This window comes from Oceanobacillus sp. M65 (genome assembly GCF_052246275.1).
GTDB classification, from domain to species: domain Bacteria; phylum Bacillota; class Bacilli; order Bacillales; family Amphibacillaceae; genus Oceanobacillus_B; species Oceanobacillus_B jordanicus.
In genome coordinates this window covers 502,250-524,781 of the sequence record NZ_JBQQCJ010000002.1, presented here as the reverse complement: position 1 = coordinate 524,781, position 22,532 = coordinate 502,250, and the positions used below count along the sequence as shown (strand labels likewise).

25 protein-coding genes are annotated in these 22,532 nt (G+C 37.4%); 12 read left to right on the top strand and 13 right to left on the bottom strand.

The genetic code is table 11. The features are described from left to right. Positions 1-182 precede the first annotated feature (182 nt). The 3 genes from ACTWPF_RS10285 to ACTWPF_RS10275 all read left to right on the top strand — a co-directional run bounded on the left by ACTWPF_RS10285 (position 183) and on the right by ACTWPF_RS10275 (position 5,223). The gene (locus ACTWPF_RS10285; protein WP_036572912.1) at positions 183-653 is read left to right on the top strand and encodes a CBS domain-containing protein; all 471 of its coding nucleotides are present in this window, start codon (positions 183-185) and stop codon (positions 651-653) included. An 82-nt stretch (positions 654-735) separates the two neighbouring features. After that, positions 736-4,353: a dynamin family protein gene (locus ACTWPF_RS10280; RefSeq protein WP_443149251.1), complete on the top strand. Its 3,618-nt coding sequence runs from the start codon at positions 736-738 to the stop codon at positions 4,351-4,353. 6 nt (positions 4,354-4,359) lie between these two features. Then, complete coding sequence (locus ACTWPF_RS10275; protein WP_443149114.1) at positions 4,360-5,223, top strand: 5'-3' exonuclease; 864 nt, start codon at positions 4,360-4,362, stop codon at positions 5,221-5,223. Positions 5,224-5,226: 3 nt separating this feature from the next. On the opposite strand, the gene ACTWPF_RS10270 is transcribed toward ACTWPF_RS10275, so the two are convergent. After that, the gene (locus tag ACTWPF_RS10270; RefSeq protein WP_443149113.1) at positions 5,227-6,360 is read right to left on the bottom strand and encodes a zinc-dependent alcohol dehydrogenase; all 1,134 of its coding nucleotides are present in this window, start codon (positions 6,358-6,360) and stop codon (positions 5,227-5,229) included. 129 nt (positions 6,361-6,489) lie between these two features. On the opposite strand from ACTWPF_RS10270, the gene ACTWPF_RS10265 reads away from it, so the two are divergent. The 5 genes from ACTWPF_RS10265 (at position 6,490) to ACTWPF_RS10245 (ending at position 11,220) form a co-directional block, all read left to right on the top strand. Further along, on the top strand, positions 6,490-7,308 hold the full coding sequence (locus ACTWPF_RS10265; protein ID WP_443149112.1) for a gamma-glutamylcyclotransferase: 819 nt from the start codon (positions 6,490-6,492) through the stop codon (positions 7,306-7,308). A gap of 79 nt (positions 7,309-7,387) precedes the next feature. Further along, positions 7,388-8,911, top strand: a complete 1,524-nt coding sequence (locus ACTWPF_RS10260) for an FAD-dependent oxidoreductase (RefSeq protein WP_443149111.1) — start codon at positions 7,388-7,390, stop codon at positions 8,909-8,911. A 54-nt stretch (positions 8,912-8,965) separates the two neighbouring features. Further along, on the top strand, positions 8,966-9,100 hold the full coding sequence (locus ACTWPF_RS10255) for a hypothetical protein (protein ID WP_443149110.1): 135 nt from the start codon (positions 8,966-8,968) through the stop codon (positions 9,098-9,100). Positions 9,101-9,436: 336 nt separating this feature from the next. Continuing rightward, on the top strand, positions 9,437-10,366 hold the full coding sequence (gene cysK / locus ACTWPF_RS10250; protein WP_238019046.1) for a cysteine synthase A: 930 nt from the start codon (positions 9,437-9,439) through the stop codon (positions 10,364-10,366). 191 nt (positions 10,367-10,557) lie between these two features. Beyond that, entirely contained in the window at positions 10,558-11,220 is a 663-nt protein-coding gene (locus tag ACTWPF_RS10245; RefSeq protein ID WP_443149109.1) for a CPBP family intramembrane glutamic endopeptidase, read from the top strand. A 312-nt stretch (positions 11,221-11,532) separates the two neighbouring features. Here ACTWPF_RS10245 and ACTWPF_RS10240 read toward each other — a convergent pair whose 3' ends face one another. After that, positions 11,533-13,020: an FAD-dependent oxidoreductase gene (locus tag ACTWPF_RS10240; RefSeq protein WP_106898518.1), complete on the bottom strand. Its 1,488-nt coding sequence runs from the start codon at positions 13,018-13,020 to the stop codon at positions 11,533-11,535. A gap of 163 nt (positions 13,021-13,183) precedes the next feature. Here ACTWPF_RS10240 and ACTWPF_RS10235 point away from each other — a divergent pair, with 163 nt between their 5' ends. After that, positions 13,184-13,450: an acylphosphatase gene (locus ACTWPF_RS10235; RefSeq protein WP_443149108.1), complete on the top strand. Its 267-nt coding sequence runs from the start codon at positions 13,184-13,186 to the stop codon at positions 13,448-13,450. Positions 13,451-13,520: 70 nt separating this feature from the next. Here ACTWPF_RS10235 and ACTWPF_RS10230 read toward each other — a convergent pair whose 3' ends face one another. Together ACTWPF_RS10230 and ACTWPF_RS10225 are read right to left on the bottom strand one after the other, a co-directional pair. Next, on the bottom strand, positions 13,521-13,760 hold the full coding sequence (locus tag ACTWPF_RS10230; protein ID WP_036572900.1) for an indolepyruvate ferredoxin oxidoreductase subunit alpha: 240 nt from the start codon (positions 13,758-13,760) through the stop codon (positions 13,521-13,523). 152 nt (positions 13,761-13,912) lie between these two features. Beyond that, entirely contained in the window at positions 13,913-14,347 is a 435-nt protein-coding gene (locus ACTWPF_RS10225) for an alpha/beta fold hydrolase (protein WP_443149107.1), read from the bottom strand. A 174-nt stretch (positions 14,348-14,521) separates the two neighbouring features. On the opposite strand from ACTWPF_RS10225, the gene ACTWPF_RS10220 reads away from it, so the two are divergent. Beyond that, positions 14,522-15,712, top strand: a complete 1,191-nt coding sequence (locus tag ACTWPF_RS10220) for a M14 family metallopeptidase (protein ID WP_443149106.1) — start codon at positions 14,522-14,524, stop codon at positions 15,710-15,712. A gap of 61 nt (positions 15,713-15,773) precedes the next feature. On the opposite strand, the gene ACTWPF_RS10215 is transcribed toward ACTWPF_RS10220, so the two are convergent. The 9 genes from ACTWPF_RS10215 to ACTWPF_RS10175 all read right to left on the bottom strand — a co-directional run bounded on the left by ACTWPF_RS10215 (position 15,774) and on the right by ACTWPF_RS10175 (position 20,935). Then, the gene (locus ACTWPF_RS10215; RefSeq protein WP_106896765.1) at positions 15,774-15,980 is read right to left on the bottom strand and encodes a DUF6501 family protein; all 207 of its coding nucleotides are present in this window, start codon (positions 15,978-15,980) and stop codon (positions 15,774-15,776) included. A gap of 39 nt (positions 15,981-16,019) precedes the next feature. Then, the gene (gene msrB, locus ACTWPF_RS10210; protein ID WP_238019029.1) at positions 16,020-16,979 is read right to left on the bottom strand and encodes a peptide-methionine (R)-S-oxide reductase MsrB; all 960 of its coding nucleotides are present in this window, start codon (positions 16,977-16,979) and stop codon (positions 16,020-16,022) included. Between the two features lie 83 nt (positions 16,980-17,062). Further along, positions 17,063-17,518, bottom strand: coding sequence for a VrrA/YqfQ family protein (vrrA, locus tag ACTWPF_RS10205; RefSeq protein WP_443149105.1), 456 nt, complete (start codon positions 17,516-17,518; stop codon positions 17,063-17,065). Positions 17,519-17,845: 327 nt separating this feature from the next. After that, positions 17,846-18,055 (bottom strand): YozE family protein, encoded by a 210-nt coding sequence (locus ACTWPF_RS10200; protein WP_443149104.1) that lies wholly within the window; start codon positions 18,053-18,055, stop codon positions 17,846-17,848. Positions 18,056-18,071: 16 nt separating this feature from the next. After that, positions 18,072-18,833 (bottom strand): twin-arginine translocase subunit TatC, encoded by a 762-nt coding sequence (gene tatC / locus ACTWPF_RS10195; RefSeq protein ID WP_238019027.1) that lies wholly within the window; start codon positions 18,831-18,833, stop codon positions 18,072-18,074. Positions 18,834-18,907: 74 nt separating this feature from the next. After that, positions 18,908-19,105: a twin-arginine translocase TatA/TatE family subunit gene (locus ACTWPF_RS10190; RefSeq protein ID WP_036572892.1), complete on the bottom strand. Its 198-nt coding sequence runs from the start codon at positions 19,103-19,105 to the stop codon at positions 18,908-18,910. 19 nt (positions 19,106-19,124) lie between these two features. Next, positions 19,125-19,319: a twin-arginine translocase TatA/TatE family subunit gene (gene tatA, locus ACTWPF_RS10185; RefSeq protein ID WP_036572891.1), complete on the bottom strand. Its 195-nt coding sequence runs from the start codon at positions 19,317-19,319 to the stop codon at positions 19,125-19,127. 150 nt (positions 19,320-19,469) lie between these two features. Beyond that, a complete protein-coding gene (locus ACTWPF_RS10180) occupies positions 19,470-19,958 on the bottom strand; it encodes a dihydrofolate reductase (RefSeq protein ID WP_443149103.1) in 489 nt (162 codons plus the stop codon). 20 nt (positions 19,959-19,978) lie between these two features. After that, entirely contained in the window at positions 19,979-20,935 is a 957-nt protein-coding gene (locus ACTWPF_RS10175) for a thymidylate synthase (RefSeq protein ID WP_106896771.1), read from the bottom strand. A gap of 123 nt (positions 20,936-21,058) precedes the next feature. Between ACTWPF_RS10175 and ACTWPF_RS10170 the strand changes: the two genes are divergently transcribed. Both ACTWPF_RS10170 and ACTWPF_RS10165 read left to right on the top strand, forming a co-directional pair. Then, the gene (locus tag ACTWPF_RS10170) at positions 21,059-22,087 is read left to right on the top strand and encodes a C40 family peptidase (protein ID WP_443149102.1); all 1,029 of its coding nucleotides are present in this window, start codon (positions 21,059-21,061) and stop codon (positions 22,085-22,087) included. 71 nt (positions 22,088-22,158) lie between these two features. After that, a complete protein-coding gene (locus ACTWPF_RS10165) occupies positions 22,159-22,521 on the top strand; it encodes a DUF2512 family protein (RefSeq protein ID WP_106896773.1) in 363 nt (120 codons plus the stop codon). Positions 22,522-22,532 lie beyond the last annotated feature (11 nt).

The window sequence follows — 22,532 nt, the reverse complement described above, 5'->3', positions numbered from 1 at the left end:
AAGCATAGCCTCTGGTTTTTTGTATAGTTAAATAGGATTAAATTTGTACTTTGAAATGAATTCTAAATAAAAGGTTTACGATAATATTATTATGTTAACTGATAAATGATGGTTCCTATTTGACATTTACCAGGAAAATAGAATAATAAACCGTAACAGTACGTTGAAATGGAGGGTGCAATATGAAAATAGAAGAGTTCATGATTAGAGATGTAATAAGTGTTAGCAAGGAAACAACCATTAAGCAGCTTCTAGAAAAGCTAGTACAAAATAAAATTACGGGTGTCCCTGTGGTCGATGGGGAAGGTAAACTGCTCGGGATGGTTACCGATGGAGACGTAATTCGACACATACAGCCAAAAGGAAGAACGGTCTACGATATCTTTTCTTTAATCTTAGTTAGTGAACAAACAGATCTGACCGAACGATTAAGCTATTCATTAAATCGACAAGTAAAAGAAATTATGCAAAAGAATGTGTTTACAGTTAACCCAAAAAGCCCGATTGATGAAGCAATGAATGTCTTCTCTAAACACCATATTAAAAAAATACCTGTCGTAAACCCGGCAAATAGAGTCATTGGAGTAATAAGCCGAGGTGATTTAATCCGCTATATTACTACACAATTGATCGATCAGGCTGTTGAAAAGTAAGTGTTAGCAAATGTAGAAAATAGTACCTAAAGGGCGTATAATGAGAAGGAGAAAGTTTACGGAGAGGGTCTTAGAATTGATCATGCTAAAAGAAGAGAAACAATTGATATTACAAAAGATGGCTTCCATATATGACCATTTACTCGACAAACAGGATCACGTTAATGTTGCGAAATTAGTTGACCTTTATGAAAAGCAACAGAATGCCCAGTTTATCATCAGCTTTGCTGGTCATTTTTCTGCTGGCAAGTCTTCTATGATAAACGCGCTTTTGGGTGAAAATTTGTTGCCAAAAAGCCCTGTACCCACAAGTGCTAATATTGTGACCATTTCTCGAGGGGAAGGTCTTATTCGAGTATATTATCGTGACGGTGAGACAATAGAGATAAAAGAACCCTATGATCTTGAACTGATTAAAAAATATTCAAAAGACAGGGAACTAATAAAGCAACTTGACGTTCGTTCTCATGATACAGTTCTCCCAAAAGGAACCGTAATTATGGATACACCAGGTATTGATGCAGCGGATGATGCGGATCGGCTAATGACAGAGTCTGCTATGCATTTGGTGGACGTTGTGTTCTATGTTATGGATTATAATCATGTTCAGTCAGAAGTGAATTTGCAATTCCTCGAATCTCTTCAGGAAAAACGTATTCCTTACTTTGTCATCATTAATCAGGTTGATAAACATGATGATTCTGAACTTCCGTTTGCATTGTTTGAGGCGAGTATCAAACAAACGTTTGAACAGTGGGGGATCTCTCCCTTGGGCATATTTTACACCTCTTTAACTAACAGGTCGGCCCGTTATAATGAATTTGAAGCATTGCAACAAACAATTAATAATATGATTGAAGAAGAGCCAAAAGCCCACGATACAACGTATAACGCGCTTGAGACCATTGTAAAAGCACATGAAACGTATTTAGATAGTCTTTATAGTGAAAAAATGCCTGTTGTAGATAACAAGTATACGTATGAAGAAATGCTCCAAAAGAAGAGGGACCTCATTATACAAAAGGACGAGTTAGTGGAGAAGCCTAAAGCTGTAAAGAATCAATTGATGTTGGAAACACAGCAAACAATTAAGAATGCATACGTAATGCCAGCAACACTGAGAGAGAATGCTGAACAGTTTCTTGCTTCACAACAGCCTAATTTTAAAGTCGGGCTTTTTGGTTCTAAAAAGAAAACAAAAGAGGAGCAGGAAGCTAGACTCCTCACTTTTTTACAAAAATTAAATGAGTCGGTAAATTCCTCGTTAGAATGGCGTTTGAAAGAAAAGTTATCGGCTATTTTATCAGAATATCAAATTCATGATACAGAGCTAATCCACAGTGTACAGGGGATGAACGTTGACTATACCAAAGAAGACCTTCTTCGTTTAATTAAATCAGGTGCCACCATGAACAGTGACTACGTTTTAAATTATACAAACGATGTCTCAGCAGATATTAAATCAAAATATAAAGTACAAGCGAAACATGTAGCAGATATGGTAGAAGCTAAACTTTTTGAACAAAGTAGCAAGCAACTAACGGAGTGGGAAACGACTATAGCTGAGCTTGAAATAGAAACTTCTAACATCTTACGTCTGCAAGAATTGGAGCAAGATCTTGCGGAGGAAAAAGCTGTCGTACAGAAACAATTGGAAGCAGATCAGCCTTCCGTCAAATCAAGTGAATTGCTGGAGGAAGCCCTTCATCAGCGAATCGAAAAAAGGAAGCAGGGTTCTGTAGAAGGATTGAGTCAAGAGGCGAAAGGAGAATACCAAGAAGATACCAATAAACTACCTGATGAGAACCGCTTCGCATCTCAAAAGGATATCCTTCCACATTTAGACGATTCGATAAAAATTTTAGAGGGTGTGCCAGGAACGAAGACTCTTGTCGATGACCTGCTTCAGAAAAAACAACGTCTAGAAAAACGATCGTACACCGTTGCATTATTTGGTGCTTTTAGTGCAGGTAAGTCCTCCTTTGCCAATGCTTTACTTGGTGATAATGTGCTTCCTGTTTCTCCGAATCCAACAACAGCTGCCGTCAACCGAATCAACCCAGTAACTGGTGCTATAGCACATGGTGAGGTTCATATAAGTGTGAAAAAAAGAAAAGATTTGGAAAAAGACATACGTGAAATATTAAAGGTATTTCAACCTACTGTTACAGATTTTGAAGAGTTGCTTAATTGGGTAAAAGACCATAACTACCAACAAAGTAACCAATTAAATCCTTTATATCAATCTTATCTCCAGGCAATGATAGATGGATATGAGGCAATGAAGGAGTACATTGGAGGACAACTTGACCTCCAGTTAAAGGATTTAGGTCCTTATATAACAGATGAAAAAAAGGCTTGTTACATTGATGCGATAGACCTTTACTATGATTGTGAGATTACAAGACAGGGTGTTACGCTTGTGGATACTCCAGGTGCCGACTCTGTCAATGCTCGACATACAAATACGGCTTTCACCTATATAAAACATGCGGATGCTATTTTATATGTAACATACTATAATCATGCCTTATCCCGAGCAGATAAAGACTTTCTGATGCAGCTTGGTCGTGTTAAAGACACTTTTGAGCTTGATAAAATGTTCTTTATAGTAAATGCTGCTGATCTTGCGCAGAATGAACAAGAGTTAAAACTGGTTACTGATTATGTCCAAGAGCAGTTAATACAATTAGGAATTCGCTTCCCAAGGCTTTATCCTGTGTCAAGTAAAGTATCACTGTTAGAAAAGAAGCAGGCAAGGCCTTTAAATAAAGGGATGGCTCGATTTGAAGAAACCTTTTATAGGTTTATTAAACATGACCTAAGCTCACTTACTGTAGCCTCTGCAGTTAGAGACATGGAACGGGCTCTGTCGACATTGACGCATTTCTTGAACTCTAGCAAGCTGGATCAAAAGGAACGAGAACAGTACGAGCTAGCATTATCTAATAAGAAGCATGAGATGATACAGGATATTCAAGGGTATGAAACAGATGTTCTGTCCAAGCAAATGAAGCAAAAAATTACCAAACAACTTTTTCATGTTTTAGAACGCTATACGATTCGATTTCATGATATGTTTAAAGAAACATTTAACCCAACTACGATTACACAGTCTGGAAAAGCTGCACAGCCAGAATTAAAACTAGCCTTGCAACAGCTGCTTGAATATACAGCATTTGAGTTACTTCAAGAGGTACAGGCTGTCGCATTGAGGATTGAAGCATTGGTAAATAAACTGCTTCAGGAAGTATACCACGATCTATACACCACATTGAATGCGCGGGATGCTCAATTTCAGGTGGCAGATTTGGAAATGGTAACGCTAGAGACGCCAGTATTTGAAAAAGGGCTCCAATCTGTGAGTGCGAAGGAATTTTCTACTGTGTTAGCATCCTATCGAGGCACGAAAGCTTTCTTTGCACATAATGAAAAAGAAAAAATGAAAGAAGCACTTTTCCAACAGATTCGCCCAATGGCATCAACTTATTTAGACGAAATTAGACTGGTGTTGGAGCAGCAATATGATATACAATGGCAGGAAAACGTCTCAGAAATTCAGCAGCAGATTCAATTAAGAGTCGAACAATATGTAGAAGATTCCCTTGCTGCGTTGACAATCCCGCTGAACACAGACATTCTTACAGCGAAACGTCAAAAGTTGGAAGATATACTAACTAATCAAAATACAAAGGATTGAGAAATGATGGATAGAAAACAAGTATTACTCGTCGATGGAATGGCACTCTTATTTAGAGGATTCTTTGCTACTTCCTTCAGGGGTAACTTTATGATTACAAAGCAAGGCATCCCAACAAATGGGGTATACCAGTTTATGCGTTATTTTCTAGATGCAGTACAAACATTTACACCAACCCATGTAGTATGTTGCTGGGATATGGGGAGTAAGACTTTCCGTACTGACATGTATGAAGGGTATAAAGCTAACCGTGATGCTCCACCAGTAGAATTGATCCCACAATTTGACCTAGTAAAAGAAGTTGTCGAGGCATTTGATATGCCAAACATCGGATTAGAAAACTTTGAAGCGGATGATTGCATTGGGACATTAGCCAGAACATATGCACAAGAGAATGACGTGACGATCCTTACAGGCGATCAAGATATCTTACAGCTTGTAGAGGAGCATATCCAAGTTGCAATCATGCGAAAAGGACAAGGAAATTATGAGGTCTTCACAAATGAAAACTTTTATGAGAAGAAAGGAATTACCCCAAGACAGGTCATAGATTTAAAAGGATTAATGGGAGACACCTCTGATAACTATCCTGGTGTAAAAGGGATTGGGGAGAAAACGGCACTCAAGCTTATAAAAGAGCACGGAACAATAGACGAACTGCTTATTAATATAGACTCATTACCAAAAGGTGTACAAACTAAAATTAAAGCGAACTTAGATATGCTACACCTTTCAAGAACTCTTGCTGAAATTAAATGTGATGTGCCTGTTACTTGCGAACTAGACGGGGCCTTATGGAGTTATGATAAAGAGAAGATACAGAAAAAATTTGACGAGCTGGAGTTTAAAAATCTCGCCAAATTAATTTAAGAATTATGGTTTTAAGATGACTTTTATACAGTCATCTTCTTTATTTTGGAATAACTTATACCCTTCTGCAGCGTCATCTAGGGGAAGCTTATGGGTAATAATATCAGTTGGATCAATTTCATTAGCTGTAATCTGTCGGTAAAGCTCCTGCATATAACTTCGTGCGGGGGCTTGCCCCATTTTAATGGTGATATTTCTTGAGAAAAAGGGTCCCAATGGAAACATATTATAGAGCCCACCATAAACACCGGTTAACTGCACTGTGCCACATTTTTTAACAGCTTTTGTAGCAATTTGAATTGGACCTAATGTGCCACCTTGAAGCTTTAATTTTTGCTCAGCAAATTCCAAAGCTGACTTCTTTCCATCCATCCCTACACAATCGATTACGACGTCAGCTCCGCCTTTCGTTAACTCTTTTAATGTTTCACCCATATCATCATACTTTGTAAAATCAAAGACCTCCGTCTTGTTTGTCTGCTTTGAATGTTGGAGGCGGTAATCAAAATAGTCAATCGCAATCACACGCTCTGCTCCTTTTTGCCAGGCGAATTTCTGTGCCATTAGCCCAACAGGTCCACAACCAAGGACAATAACTGTATCTCCCTGTTTAACACCGGCATGCTCGACACTCCAATATGCAGTAGGAAGAACATCGGATAAGAAAAGCAATTGCTCATCTTCTAACTCACAATCCTCTGGTATTAAAAAGGGTGTATAATTTCCATAAGGGACGCGTAAATATTCCGCTTGTCCACCAGGAAAGTCACCGAATTTTTCGGAGTAACCAAAATATCCTCCTGAATCATAGTGTGGGTTGGAGTTGTCACACTGACTCTCCTGATGATTCGTACAGTAGGGACATGAGCCACAGGCTACCGTAAAGGGGATAACGACCCGGTCACCCTTTTTTACTTTCGTTACATCAGGTCCAACTTCCTCTACAATCCCCATCGGTTCATGCCCAATAGTATAGCCAATAGGCAATGGAAAATTACCTTGGTATAAATGAAGATCAGATCCACAGATGGCAGTAGAAGTAACTCGAATAATTACATCTTCTGAATCCTGTATCGTAGGAAAAGGGACTTTCTTAACTGCAACGGCATACTTTCCTTGATATGTTACGGCTTTCATATTTATCATACTCCTAATTTGTATTGAGGTTTATCTTATTTTTATCTAAGGTAAAGAATCTATACCCTCACGTCTTCATCGTTTTACAGGACCCTTCATAAGGTATAGAAAATAGAAAGGGGAGATAACATGCATTTATTATTTATTTATGGCGATCTAAGGATAGGTGAAAAAGCGGAAGTATTGAAAAAGGAATCAACTAGCATAGATGAACAAGTGTGGATAAGAGGTAAACTTTTTGATTGGAGTGGAACTCCTTATTTAGCGGAGGATCCCGAAGCGTTAACATATGGGGAGCTAGTAGAGATTAACGATGAAAAGCTAACAGATCTAGGTAATCAACTAAAGTGTTTTCGGTCTACCGTTTCTGTATTGTCATCAACAAATGAACAGTATGAAGCATTTATTTATAAAGAAAAAGCAGACACTGAAGATAAATTGGAAGAAGTACCATTTGGAGACTGGAAAGTATACCGTTACTTAAAAAATGAAACGCTTTACTACTTTGCATATGGCTCATGTATGGATGATAATCGATTTAAAATGGCAAATGTCGATCAATACTTTACATCTATTGCTGGAAAAGGGGTCGTTGAAAATTATGGATTTCGCTTTACGAGATCCAGTGAAGATGGCGGGAAAGCAGATATTATTGTATCCCAAATGGAAAAGGTGGAAGGTGTCGTCTATAAAGTACCTTTAGAAGCGATTGATTATTTATATAGGCGAGAAGGAGTGTATTCTAAAAGATACCGCCCGACAGTTATTACGCTAGCTTTAAATTACGGGGTGGAAGTAGAAGGCCTAACCTTCGTTAGCGTGGAAAAGGATAAGGAAACGAAGCCTACTGAAAGATATGCAAATGAAATATTACGGGGAGCAGCGGACATTTTATCACCATCGTATGTTGCGCGAATTCGGTCTCATATAAACCATTTATTAAATTAGAAGTTTGACAAAGTGTTTACACCTTGCTAATTCAGGTTATAAGAAAAGCATAATCAAAGTTTAACCTGGAGGTATAACATTGAGACAAAATGAGACGACATCTATTTTACCTAAAGCAAACGAATCCTATTGGAGAGACACAGGAAAAGTTCCTTCATATGGTGAGCTGAAAAATGATCTTCATGTGGATACGGTAGTAGTCGGAGCAGGAATAGCTGGTGTGATGACTGCTTATCAGCTTGCCAAGGCAGGGAAAGAAGTAGCACTGCTTGAAGCGCGTGAATTATTTAGTGGTACAAGCGGTTTTACTACAGCAAAACTAACCGCACAGCATAATCTCATTTATGACGAACTAATAAATCGTTATGGACAAGAGTCAGCTAAGCTGTTCTATCAAGCGAATATGGAAGGGATTGCTTCTATTAAGGAACTTGCCGACCAATTTGGTATTGATTGTGAACTCGAAGAACGAGAAGCTTTTGTTTTTACTCAAAAAGCAGAAAACCGCAGCAAAATTTCAAAAGAGGCAGAAGCCTACGAAAAACTGGGAATTGAAGGCGAGTTTGTTGAAGACCTTCCATTAAATATGGATGTAGAAGCGGCAATTATGATGCGTAATCAGGCACAATTTCATCCGGTTAAGTTTTTAGCTGGGCTGTTAGAAGAGTTTGTAAACCTTGGTGGTAAAGTATATGATCAGACAAGGGTAATAGACATTACCGAAAAAGCCAATAAGACAGAATGTACGACAGAAAGTGGGTTAAAAGTAACAGCTAGCCAAGTGGTACAGGCAACACATTTACCCATTATAGAACCTGAAAGTAAATTCTTTTCAAAACAAAATAATCCAGAGAGCTCTTATGCACTTGCTGTTAAAACAGAGGATGAATTCCCAGACGGATTATACATTAATGCAGACTTACCAAAACGGACGTTACGTGGTTTAGATAGTAAAACAGGAAGGGTTGTATTAGTTGGTGGAGAAAGTCATTCGACTGGTGATGGAAAGTCTTCCTCAGAGCGATACAAAGAGCTAGAATCTTTTGCTAAGGAGCTGTTTGAAGTAAAAGAGATTATAAATCGCTGGTCCGCCCATGACTATATTTCAGAAGACAGACTCCCATTTATCGGCGCACTTTCAGAAGATCAACCTAATGTTTATGTAGTAACAGGGTTAAGCAAGTGGGGGCTGGCCATTTCTGCTACTGGTGCAAAAATTCTTACTGACACCATTCTTGAAAAAGACAATCCTTATCAAGCTATATTTTCTCCTGAAAGAAACATTCAGGAAAGGACCTCGGTAGAACCGAAGGAAGAAAACCCTAATCACTATGATGATGCCAGTGAAAAGAATAATCCGGAAGAACTGTCAAATAATCAAGGGATGATCACCAAGCGAGACGGCGAAGAGGTAGGAGCCTATAAAGATGAAAATGGCAACTTACATTATGTTGATCTTACTTGTACGCATCTCGGTTGTGGTGTCCAATGGAACGACGGTGATAATACATGGGATTGTCCATGCCACGGATCACGTTTTAGTGGAACAGGTGAGGTAATTGAAGGTCCTGCTGTGGAGTCGCTAAAGACTTTAAATGAGTAGAAGAATGTTAATTTACGATGTTTCGTTGACTCTATAGCTATTTATACTGAGTTGGTGACAAAAAAGCTGCTTCATAATGGAAGCAGCTTTTTTGAGGTTAATTTATTTGTTGCGGTTGTTGTTACGATTGTTTTCATTACGATTGTTGTTGCGGTTATTATCATTGTTACGGTTGTTGTTATTGTCTAGGAATTCATTCGCAAATTCAACGTTGTTAATATCCTGGTTGTTGTTATTGTTATTGTTATTGTTGTTCTCATTACGGTTGTTATTGCGGTTGTTCTGACGATTGTTGTTGTTATTATTGCTCATCGCTAACACTCCTTTTATTTTTTTATATGTGGTTTACTTTTTGCAGGCCACATAACAATTACAAAAATTATTTTAACCCTTTATGCAATTCCTATACATTTCATCACACTACCAATTAATACCAATTTATCTTGTGCAGTTTACTTGTTTGTCATAACTTTAAGGTGATATGATCGAAATACAAAAGAGAGTGCGAAAAGGTAGGTTATCTATATGAAGGTTGTTCAAAATATAACAGAATTAATTGGCGAAACACCAATGGTAAAGTTAAATCGACTCGTTCCAGAGAATGCAGCAGATGTATATATAAAGATGGAAATGTTTAATCCGAGTAAAAGTGTTAAAGACAGAGCAGCTTATAATATGATTAGAGTAGCAGAAGAAAAAGGGTTCATTAAACCAGGGGACACGATTATTGAACCAACAAGTGGGAACACCGGAATTGGCCTAGCAATGAATGCTGCTGCCAAGGGCTATAAAGCGATTCTTGTTATGCCTGACAATAGCACACAGGAAAGAAGAAACCTTCTACAAGCTTTTGGAGCACAAGTAGTGTTAACACCGAGCAAAGAGAAAATGCCAGGTGCAATTCAAAAAGCGTTGGAGATACAAAAGGATATACCGAACAGTTTTATACCTCAGCAATTTGAAAATGTAGCCAATCCTGACGTGCATCGTGTGACAACAGCCCCTGAAATTCTCAAACAGATGGATGGAAAGCTTGACGCATTTGTATGCACCGCAGGGACAGGTGGAACGGTAACGGGCACTGGAGAAATGTTAAAAGAGAAATTACCAGAATTAAAAATAACCGTAGTTGAACCAAAAGGCTCTCCTGTTCTTTCTGGTGGCGAGCCAGGGAGTCATAAACTGGTGGGAACAAGCCCAGGATTTGTACCCGATATTTTAAATACATCTATATATGATGAAATTGTTCAAATTGAAGACGAAACTGCAGTTTCCATGTATAAAAGGTTACCTCAACAAGAAGGTATCTTCATTGGACTATCAGGAGCGGCTGCAGTCGCAGCTGCCATAGAGGAAGCAGTTCGATTAGGAAAAGGGAAACGTGTCGTATGTATAGCTCCTGATACAGGAGAAAGGTACTTAAGTATGAATCTGTTTGAGGGTAATGATGCTTAGTTTTCCAAATCTCCTAAAAAAAGTCTCAATAACGTAAAACCTTAGTCTATTTCTATATTGGTAAAAAGCCTGTATCCCTTGGGAAGCAGGCTTTTTTATTGGTAAACTCATTTGAATATTTCTTATGTTAAAATAAAAGTAGTCTTTTAAAGTTACTATTTATAGCATTCTGAAAGTAAGGGGGGGAGAACATGATTAGAAAAACAACCTATATTTTGTTAAGTAGTTTCTTTACCTGTGCTGTATTGGCATTTATAGAGCATGGAATAGAGATTAATTATGTTATAAAGACTGTCTGTAAAATAAGCTTCTTTTTCATTGTTGTATGGGTCTATATGAAGTTATGCAAGGATTTTCATTTCAAACAAGTGCTTGCATTATCCAAGATGGGGAGGAGAGAATGGCTGAAAGTTACGATTCTTGGCCTATCATCAGCAGGAATTGTGCTTGCTGCTTATCTGTTATTTTTACCACAAATTGATCTTAACCTGATCCAGCAAGACTTAACAGATAGACTCGGCATTACAGCAACTGGTTTTATTTTTGTCGGGATTTATGTTTCTTTTGGTAACTCTTTACTTGAAGAGTATTTCTTTAGAGGGTTTATATTCTTTAATTTACCGCGTAAATGGGGCTATATATATAGCCCGTTATTGTTTGCAAGCTACCATATACCGATGATTATGTTGTGGTTTACAGCTGAAATTATTTTAATTTGCTTTATTGGGTTATGGATAATTGGTTTGGTTTTCCAGTTGGTTAATGAGAAGAACAGAACCATTTGGGCATCGTGGATAATACATATTTGCGCAGATTTAATGATTATTATAATCGGGTTAAATTTGTTTTATTAAGCCTGATGGTAATGAAAATAGTTAAAAACAAAGATTCATTACAAGGTGATTTCTAAATCTAATCCGGACTTTTTCGGGGAAAAAAGTAACTTTTCGAATCCAGTAGCTTATTGGGGAAGAGAATTAACTAAAATGGTGACTACTTATTTTTTATTATCTTCGGGTTTACATAATATATATTATAGGAAGTTGTAGCAAAAACCTGAAATCTAATCTTAATATCAAAGTATACTTGAGATAGTGAGATGTTTTGTAAAAAAACTACACTAGAAACAATTTTCTTAGTGTAGTTTTTTATGTTTTTATTTCTAATCAACCATGTTCACTTTTAATGTCTACTTTAGCTAAAGGTTTTTTTGCTGGACCTTCCATTACATTACCCTCATAAGAAAATCTCGACCCGTGACATGGACAATCCCAGCTTCGGTCACCAGAATTCCATTCGACTTCACAACCTAAATGTGTGCAGGTCGTGTCTACAGCATGCAATGTTTGCTCTTTATCCTTATAAATCCCAGTTCTTTTACCATTAATTCGAGTAACAATTGCTTCATCTGTTTTTATTTGTGCTAGCTCATTATTAGAAAAATCCAATTTACCCTTTACCATATGCTTTGCTACATCTGCATTCATCTCAATAAATTTACGTACAGATGGATCTGGCTGAAACCGCGATGGTTCATATATATCCGCATATTCATTCGGTGTCTCCGTTATTTTATCAGCAAGGATCATGGCTGCTGCAGTACCATTCGTCATACCCCATTTTCTGTATCCTGTAGCTACATAAACATTACTCTCTCCTTTGGATACAGCACCAATATATGGTACTTTATCTATGGTGATTAAATCCTGGGCAGACCAACGATAGGCAATATCCTTCATTTCAAAATGCTTCGATGAAAAATCCTCAAGCTTTTCATAATGATGGATAACAGACTCACCTTGACCTGTTTTGTGATTCTCTCCTCCAATTAACCATAAGGCTCCCTTCTCCCCTGGTGTACTTCTAACAGATCGTGAAGGACTCTCTGCGTTAATATACATACCTCCAGGGTATTTTAGCTTTGAGTTGATAGCTAGAACGTATGATCGTTCAGGGTACATTCTGGCAAAGTAGAAGCTTTGCTTATCATAAAATGGGAAATGTGATGCAGCAATTACATGATTACATGTGATACGGTGGCCATCTTTTGTAACAATATTTGGGTGTTTGTTATACTCAATATCAACAGCTGTCGTATTCTCATAAAACTCGACTCCATTATCTTTGCTTGCTTGAACGAGTGCCTTTAAGTATTTTAAAGGGTGGAATTGAGCTTGGTCTTTCATCATAACTGCTGCTTTTATTGGCAGGTTTAAAGGTATTTCCGATAAATATTCACTACTAATTTCTAACTTTTCATAAGCCTTTATTTCATTTTCTAGCTGCATAATATATTTATTATCATTTGTGTATACATAGGCATCTTGCATTTCATAATCACAATCAATTTTATTTTCTGATATGGTATTCTTTATGAATTCCTTCGCCTTTATAGCAGCATGATAATACTTGGCTGTTTTTTCTTCTCCCATATGTTTCATAAATTCATCGTAGATTAAACCATGTTGTGCCGTTATTTTGGCTGTTGTATGACCTGTAGTACCATTAAGTATTTCATCAGAATCGATTAAAACAACTTTTAAATTTTGTTTGGATAATAAATAGGCTGCAGTGATACCAGTAATACCGCCCCCTACAATCCCAACATCAGCTTTTATGGAAGTGGTCAATTTTTCAAATGTGGGTAGTTTCATTTCACGCCAATAAGGCTCTGGAAATTGTGGAAGTTGAATTTCACTCACTAATTTGTCTCCTCTTCTACACTATAGATTAGCATTATTATGAACTATTTTAGATGAATATATGTGTTTTAATAACAGTTAAACAGGTAATTAGAATAAATAGAGAGGTGAAATAATGAGAAAGCATCTAAATATTAGTGGACGAGTGCAAGGTGTAGGTTTTAGGAATTCAGCACAGATGAGGGCAAAAGAAATGAACCTATATGGTTGGGTTCAAAATAATGATGATGGTACGGTAGAACTTGAAGTTGAAGGGAAAGAAGAACAGCTAAATACCTTTATACAACAACTTGATGAGGGTTTAAATAAGTTCGTTAACGTAGAAAACATTGAGATTGAAACCATGGAAGACTATGGGTATGATAGTTTTCAAACAAGATAATCTACTCTACATCTATTTATACACAAAAAGCTCAACCGGTATTTTCTCCGGTTGAGCTTTTTGTTACGAATTATTTTTCCTCAAAAAACTTTTGGTTTATTGCGATATATGGAGTCTCTTCCTCAGGTACCTCATCTTCCATATAAATTGCTTCTACAGGACAAACTGCTTCGCAAGCACCACAATCGATGCAAATTTCTGGATCTATATAAAACATATCTTTTCCTTCTTCTATACAGTCAACAGGACAAACCTCTACACATTCGCCCGCCTTTTCTTCCTTACACGGTGAAGTTATTACAAAAGCCATAAAACCATTTCCTCCTCTAATCATTACATATCCGTTTCTAATAAGTATGCTACAAGCTATTATAACTATTTTCACCAAAAATTAAAAGAGCAAACCTTCTAACTCGACCTGTGTAGAGATACTTTATTACTTAAGCTGTTGTATGAAATGGACTAATGTATCATTACAAGGTTGAGATGGTACATCCCATAATCCCAGTCAGTCTCGTTCAACATTTTTGGTGTCTGATCTATACTCACAATGCCACGTAGAAGATTGTCTCCAAATAGTGAGACGTAAGCCCATATTGTAGATGCTCCCATAGACTGACCAATGAGAAGTACATTACTAAGATTTAACGCTTTCATAAAATCATCTAAGTCTTTACCATGCCTAGACATCCGGTGTCCATGATTTGGTCGATCAGAAGATCCTTGTGATCGACGATCCAGTGTTAGTACACGGTAACCAAGTTCCACAAAAAGTTTCGTTTGCATAAACCAAGTATGTCTACTTGCACGATACCCTGCTATAAATATAACAGGGTTACCCTCCCCTTCATCAGAATAGGCCAGGTCAATCCCATCACTTGTTTTAAACACCTTCATGAAAACTCTCCCCCTATTTTACTAGTTCGATTGGTCGCATTTGTTGTATATTATAGCATATTAGTTAAATATTCATACTATTTATAAAGTAACACAATCTACATACCTTGTATGATTCACTTTTTAAACGTATAACCATATTATTTAGTAATACATGATAAGGGAGAGAATTGCATGGAAATAACAATCCGTCAAGGGGATTCATTATGGTATTATAGCCAGTTATTTGGTATTCCCCTCGTTTTAATAGAACAATCAAATCCTGGAATATCCCCCAATCAATTATCCATAGGGCAGAATATACAAATTCCTGGTTATGTAAATGATCCCTACAACATACAGGCAAATGATACATTGTATTCTATTTCAATCCGTAATAACGTCCCTTTAGATATGTTGTTTCTAGCAAACGAATCTCTGGATCCGAGCAATTTGCAACAAGGACAATTACTACAGATCCCCCAAAAGGTTAACGCTATGCTCTTCACTGATCCGGATAGGTATACGTATGATAAGATGCTAGAAGACCTCCAAACATTACAAGAGGTATATCCTTTTATTCGGCAAAACATTATTGGGAATTCCGTGATGGGTAAAGATCTAATTGAATTGCAAATTGGTAATGGAGCGAAGCAAGTCCATTTAAATGGCTCTTTTCATGCAAATGAATGGATTACAACACCAGTTATTATGCGATTTTTAAACGATTATGCCCTCGCATTGACAAATCATCTTCCCATAAGAGGAGTATTTGCATTACCATTATTTACAGATACGACTTTCTCTATTGTTCCAATGGTTAATCCAGATGGTGTAAACCTAGTTCTTAATGGTGCTGGTGCTGCTGAGGACAGAGAAGAAGAAGTTTTGGATATAAATAGTCAACAGGCTGATTTTTCAAACTGGAAGGCGAATATTCGGGGAGTCGACCTAAATAACCAATACCCAGCACTTTGGGAGGTTGAAGCTGAACGAAAACCAACTTCCCCCGAGCCTCGGGACTTCCCGGGCTATGCCCCTTTAACTGAACCTGAGGCGATAGCAATGGCAGAATTAGCAAGGCAACGTGATTTTGTGCGTGTGAATGCTTTACACACACAGGGAGAAGAAATTTATTGGGGGTTTGAAGGGTTTGAACCACCAGAATCAGAACAAATTGTCATGGAATACGCACGAGTTAGCGGTTACGAGCCTATCCAGTATATAGATAGTTATGCAGGCTATAAAGATTGGTTTATTCAAGAGTTTCAACTCCCAGGATTTACAATAGAATTAGGCAGTGGAGTGAACCCACTACCCATTGAACAATTTGAAGATATCTACCAAGAAACCCTCGGAATCATGCTTGCAAATCTTTATTTATAAACCAGTTCGAAGAGACTCGGTTAAAAAAATAAGAGGTAAAAATAACAAGGGGGCTCCCCTGTTATTTTACCTCTTCAAAGTAATCTTTACGAAAACCGCCAATGCGATTACTGTTATCCATGATGAAATAAAACTCATCTGTTTCATTTTTTACGTCATAAACTTCCCCTGGAGTTAACTTATGATGTACGATAAACTTTTTAGCATCCGCATGGACACATTTTATTTGTTTTTTTGTTTGTCTTTTATCCCAATCTAAATGAATCATGCTTGTTTCCTCTCTTTGTTTACATAATATTATTATGGTTTACTTGAATAAATAAAGAAACTTTTTGTAACCTTCTTCATCCATTTTACTTACAGGTACAAATCTCATAGCAGCTGAGTTCATACAATATCGCAGCCCTCCCGCTTCCATTGGACCGTCTTCGAAGACATGTCCAAGGTGAGAATCGGAATCTTTACTTCTTATTTCTGTACGCCTCATGCCATGTGTAGTGTCTGTTTTCTCCTCCACTTGATTTTTATCAATTGGCTTGGTAAAGCTTGGCCATCCACACCCTGCATCATATTTATCTTTAGAAGAGAATAATGGCTCACCTGTAATAACATCGACATAAATTCCCTCTTCTTCATTATTCCAATAGTCATTTTGAAAAGGTCTTTCCGTCCCGTTTTCTTGGGTAACATGATATTGAATAGGAGTGAGTTTTTGTTTAAGCTCCTCTTTGTCAATAGCTTTCTTCCATGTGTTTTTTATAAAGTCTTCTCTTCCCGATCCTTTTTTGTACAGTTTATAATGAAACGACTGTTTCTTATAGTAATCTTGATGGTTCTCTTCCGCTAAATAGAATGGTTTTGCTGGAAGAATTGGTGTAACAATGGGCTTAGAGAATTTTCCACTCTGCTCTAATTCTTTTTTAGACTGCTCTGCTTGTTGTTTTTGTTGCTCGTTATGGTAAAAGATAGCGGTTTGATAAGATTCCCCGCGATCGTTAAATTGCCCTCCGGCATCAGTTGGATCGATTTGTTGCCAGAATGTACGAAGTAATTGCTCATATGGCATGACTTCTGGATCAAAAGTAATTTCTATAGCTTCCACATGGCCTGTCGTATCAGAACAAACTTGTTCGTATGTTGGGTTTTCTACATGTCCCCCTGTATATCCTGATACTACGCGATGAATCCCTGGCCTCTGATCAAATGGTTCTACCATACACCAAAAGCAACCCCCGGCAAATGTTGCAGTTTCTTTATTTGAACTCATGCTATTACCTCCATTGCTGATTTCAGCTTACCTCTATTTTTCCGTTTCTTATTAAAAAAATCAAGTCGGGGGCCTTATTTTTTTTAAAAAAATAGAATTGGCTTTGAATCACCGCTCGTTTCTTTCTTTTTTCGTATGCTGGGTTGACTATTTGTGGTTTGTTCTTTCCTTTGCTTTTGATCTTCTAAATTGTTTGGAGCATCCTTGGATTCTTTATCATCTGCTTCCATATCTTTAAAAGCTTTCATCATACGATACATAGATGGCAGGTTCTTTACCATTGGACCGTATTCCTGCACAATAGGTGCGGTAGACTGTACGACTTTTAAAACTTGCTGCACATTATTTAAAGTCGAAGATAGTCCTCCCACCCCTTTATTTATTAATCCCACAGATCCTTGTTGGTTTGTAAATTTACCTAAAAGTGATGGTAATCCTTGTCTAGTAGGACCTGCATTTTGATTGGGAAACATAAATGGATTAGAACTTGGACCTGATGGACGTTGGAATGGCTGGTTCCGAGGTGATGGAAATACCATGCTGCACTTCCCCTTTGTTATATGAATTTTGACTTTGCATCACTAATAGAATACGTTGCATTAACAAAATGGTGTAGGCTAAGAAATAGGGGGAATAATTTAATGGAATATTTCCCGGGCAACCGCATGATTCAACAGTTTCTCGCCGGTGAAGTAGCTTAATTTGTCGAAAGGGGAACAATTATGGTCGGATATTAATTCCTTCCTTAATTATAAAGACTACTACCGCTTTTCTAAACTCGTGTATTTTTTGATCAAACGTTTGTTTGAAGTGTTATTAAATAAAAAAAGCTGCCTTTTAGACAGCTCCTCCACTCATTGTAAATTTTATTTTTTATAATCGTCCCACAACGCATCAAAGGTCACCAACGCCGCAGCAAAAGGACTGTTCCATTCGAGGTAGCTACTTAACTCATCGTAGTCTGTAGAATGTCGGGGAAAGTTATGGTCGTAAAATGCCCAGTCCGCCAACTGTGAATTATTGTCAGGCTTTTTCTTCCCACGATAGGTCATTAAATAATGATAAAAAGAGCGCATGTTTATCCCTCCTCTGTTACAGCTCCTCCTGATCCATAAATTCTTGATGCCTTTTTAGCTTCTTCCGATAAACGAATGCTGAAAGACGTATACTGATTTCATAGAGAAGAATTAATGGTACTGCTACAACAAGTTGTAGTAAGAAATCAGGTGGCGTGACAATTGTACCAATAATAATCAAAATTAAATAGGCGTATTTTCGGCTCTTGCGCATAAATTCAGGTGTTAGAACGCCAATTGTTGTTAGAAACATTGCAATGATTGGAATCTCAAACAGGATCGCAAATGGCAACGTAACACGCAACATAAATTTAAAGTATTTCTCGGTTGTAAACATCTCATTAAACATACCTTCACTTAAACCAAGTAAAAAAGGCAGAATTAATTCAACGAATAAGTAATAGCCAAATACTAAACCGGCAATAAACAATAAGAATACAGCAGGTATGTATGCCATGGATGCCTTTCTCTCAAGGTCTGTTAATCCAGGTTTAATAAATGCCCAAATCTGGTATGTCAAGACTGGTATTGTACCAGCGATTGCCACAAGGCTTGCCATGGTAAAATAAAGCCAAATTGTTTCACCAGGGCTAATAATGTTTAGCTGAAAACTGAGATCTGCTGTGAAAAAATGATAGATGTCCTTCACATAAATAAATCCCAAAGCGAAAAAGGCTACAAAGAAAACTGCTGTAACAATTATTCTATTTCTCAACTCTGTTAGATGTCCTGTTACGTTCATTTCCTTCTCATGTAAATCTGTACTGTTGTCTGACATATTCCACACTCCTGAATTATATCTTAGCAGACACAAAAGAAGATGCAAGGGTATGTACCTTACACCTTCATTCATTAATTTTTAGTTGATGTATGATTATTACTTTTGTTTGTGGTTTCTTCATCTGAAACAATATCTCTTGTAGCATTTTTAAATTCTTTCAGAGAACTTCCAAAAGCTTTGCCGATTTCTGGTAGTTTAGAAGGTCCAAAAACAATTAAAGCAACAATTAAAATTAATATTAAGCCCGGGATGCCGATACTACTGAACATTTCATTTCACTCCCAAGTTTTATTTTGTTTCACTTTTAGTGACTTCTTTTTCATCGTATGAGTCATCGTTAGTTAGGTCACGGGTTGACTTGCGAAACTCACTTAATGACTGTCCCGCTGCTTTCCCTATTTCTGGAAGTTTTTTCGGACCAAAGATAACAAGTGCTATGATAAGGATAAGAATCAATCCAGGAAATCCAATACTTGAAAACATCTAAACACCTTCTCTACTCTTTAAAGTTATGTCTTGATGATACAGACTTGTTTCCCTTAGTTTACCATGGAAGCCCATAGACGAACAAGCTTTTATGTGTCTCTTCTTAGTTTAATCACTTTAAATTATTTCATTCACTTTTACAGTCAATCATTTAACCCGATCATATTGTATGAAGTAGTAGTCATAAGGATTACTCTCGTCCTTTTCTCCTTTTACCTTGGATTTCTCTTCCCAATCCTCATAAGAGATTTCAGGAAAGTAAGTATCACCCTGGAAGGCTTCATCAATTAACGTAATATACATTCGGTCAGCAAATGGCAGTACTTGCTCAAATAAACGGCCACCACCGATAACAAAGTATTCTTTTTCAGGGTTCATTTTGTTCCATTCCTTGATGGTGTCAACGCTCGAAATACAAGTAACTTCCTTTTCTAACTCTGAAGAGCTGGTGATCACAATATTTTCTCTTTTGGGTAGCGGAAATCCTATTGATTCAAAGGTTTTTCTACCCATGATAATTGTATTGCCTAACGTTTTTTCCTTAAAGAATCGTAAATCTTTAGGTAAATGCCATGGAAGATCATTGTTTCGTCCAATCAGGTTGTTGCGATCCATCGCCAATAACAAAGATATCATTCTATTCCCTCCTTTTCTCCCTAAACTGCGATTGGTGCTTTAATAGACGGATGAGGATTATAATTTACTACAGCAAAATCACTCATCTCAAAGTCGAAGATAGACTGCTTGTCCCCCGTAATGTTTAACTCAGGCATACTCCGAACATCTCTGTCTAATTGTGTCTTTACCTGCTCAACATGGTTTAGATAGATATGCGCATCCCCTAAGGTATGAACGAATTCGCCAACTTCAAGGCCACATTCATATGCAATAAGATGTGTTAGCAGTGCATAACTTGCGATGTTAAATGGTACACCTAAAAAGACGTCGGCACTTCGCTGATATAGTTGGCAAGATAGTTTTCCATCTGCTACATAAAATTGAAATAAGGTGTGACATGGCGGTAAAGCCATTGTTGGTACATCCTCAGGATTCCAAGCAGACACGATATGCCGTCGGGAATCAGGGCTATGTTTAATAGATGTAATGACATCTTTTAACTGGTCAATGGTTGTATCGTTTGAGGTTTTCCATTCTCTCCATTGTTTCCCATATACGGACCCTAAACTTCCATACTTGGCAGCAAAAACATCATCGTGCAATACATTTTGCTTAAAAAGATTCATTTGCTCCATATATTGCGCTTTGAATGCATCGTCCACCTGACTGCGGTTTCCGAAGTCCTTCATATCAGGTCCTTTATATTCTGTGCTATTAACCCACTTTTCGAAGGCCCACTCATTCCAAATATTATTATTATGCTCTAAAAGATAACGTATATTGGTGTCACCTTTTATGAACCATAACAGTTCAGAAGCAACAAGGCGAAAAGGGACCTTTTTAGTAGTTAATAGTGGAAATCCTTTACTAAGATCAAATCGCATTTGATGACCAAAAACAGAGTATGTTCCAGTGTTCGTCCGGTCCTCCTTTTTTGTTCCGTGCTCCAAAATATGTTTACACAAATCTAAGTAAGCTTGTTCACCAGTTATCATTATGATCTCCCCACTTCAATAATCTCAAATTAATGTTTATTGTAACATAAACGTAACGCATGAAAATATAATTTTCTACATAAATCTGTTAAGAGCTTTCATATCGGGAAAGGGGATTGTTGCATGCTGAATGGAACAATGGAACATGTGGTAAAGCATTCCATATTATGTAGTTATGTACTTAGTCAGCCGCTTGTTACGTACGTCGATGCATACCCTGAACTGCAAAATAAAATATTAATGGAAACAGAACAGCTAGAGTTTGGAGAACACGGAGAGTCTATTAAACTTCTGCAGAAAAAGCTTAATAAGCTAGAATATTTTGATACTGAATTAGATGGAGAATATGGTGTTTTAACCGCCCATGCTTTAAAAAACTTTCAAGCAGATTATAATATAACAATTAACGGCCAAGCAGATGAACAAACCATCCAGGCCTTGATTGATACTGAAAAAGATCTCTATTTAAAACAAATCCAAAGTCTTTCCACAGAAGTATATCCAGGTTTAACAGGAGAAAATGTAGAAACAGTTCAAAACGCCCTTCAGTATTTTGGTTATTATAAAGGAAATATCGATGGTATATATGGACCGCTTACGAAAGAAGCACTTGTTACCGCAAGCAATGAATATGATGGTATTGAGTTGGCCGAAGCTCCAGCCGTAAAGGTGACAATCCAAAACAAGGTTGAATCAGAAGTAGTAAAGCCTCAAGTAAGTAACGCGGGTGAAAAGGAAATTGTTAAAGAAGAAAAAGAGGAAGAAAAAAAGCAGGTAGTTGTCGAAGGAATCAACGGTGGAAGCATCGTTGCCCAGGCGCACTCCTTTGTTGGTGTTCCCTACGTATGGGGCGGCACTACACCAGCAGGTTTTGACTGTAGTGGTTTTATCCAATATGTGTTCAACCTACAGGGGATCGAAACTCCAAGAACGGTAAGTGATATGTGGAATTTTGCTACACCTGTCGATTCAAAGTCTGTTGGAGATTTGGTTTTCTTTGAAACCTATAAACCAGGTCCCTCCCATATGGGAATATATATTGGGGATGGGAAATTCATTCACGCTGGTGAATCGCGCGGAGTTGAGGTCACGAACTTAAATAATGAGTATTGGAAAGAAAAGTATATTGGGTCCAAACGGGTTATGCAATAGATAGGATATGTTCGGATAAAAAATAGCAGATTACATATACTAAGCTATCAAAAGAATAAAAGGTGGGTTCTATGACAGGCCTCTTATTGAAATTAATCATCACACCGTTGGGAATTGTTGTTTCATCCTGGATCTTGCCAAATGTGCAATTTGCTGCCTGGTATCAGCCGATTTTGTTGGGAGCAGTGTTAGCTGTTATTGGTTTTATGGGAGAGCTTATGTTTCTTGGTAGAAAAACGAAAGGCTTTGTTCTAGCAATGGATTTTGTTATATCTGCTGCCGGGATATATATTGGGGCATGGGTGTTTGCAAACACTGGTGTAACCTTACTTGGAGCCATTCTAACAGCAGTCATTCTCGTTATTACTGAGATCTTTCAACATAATTGGCTAATTAATAGTGGAAGAATAAAGAAAGAAGGCATCTTGCGATAAAGGTCTATAAA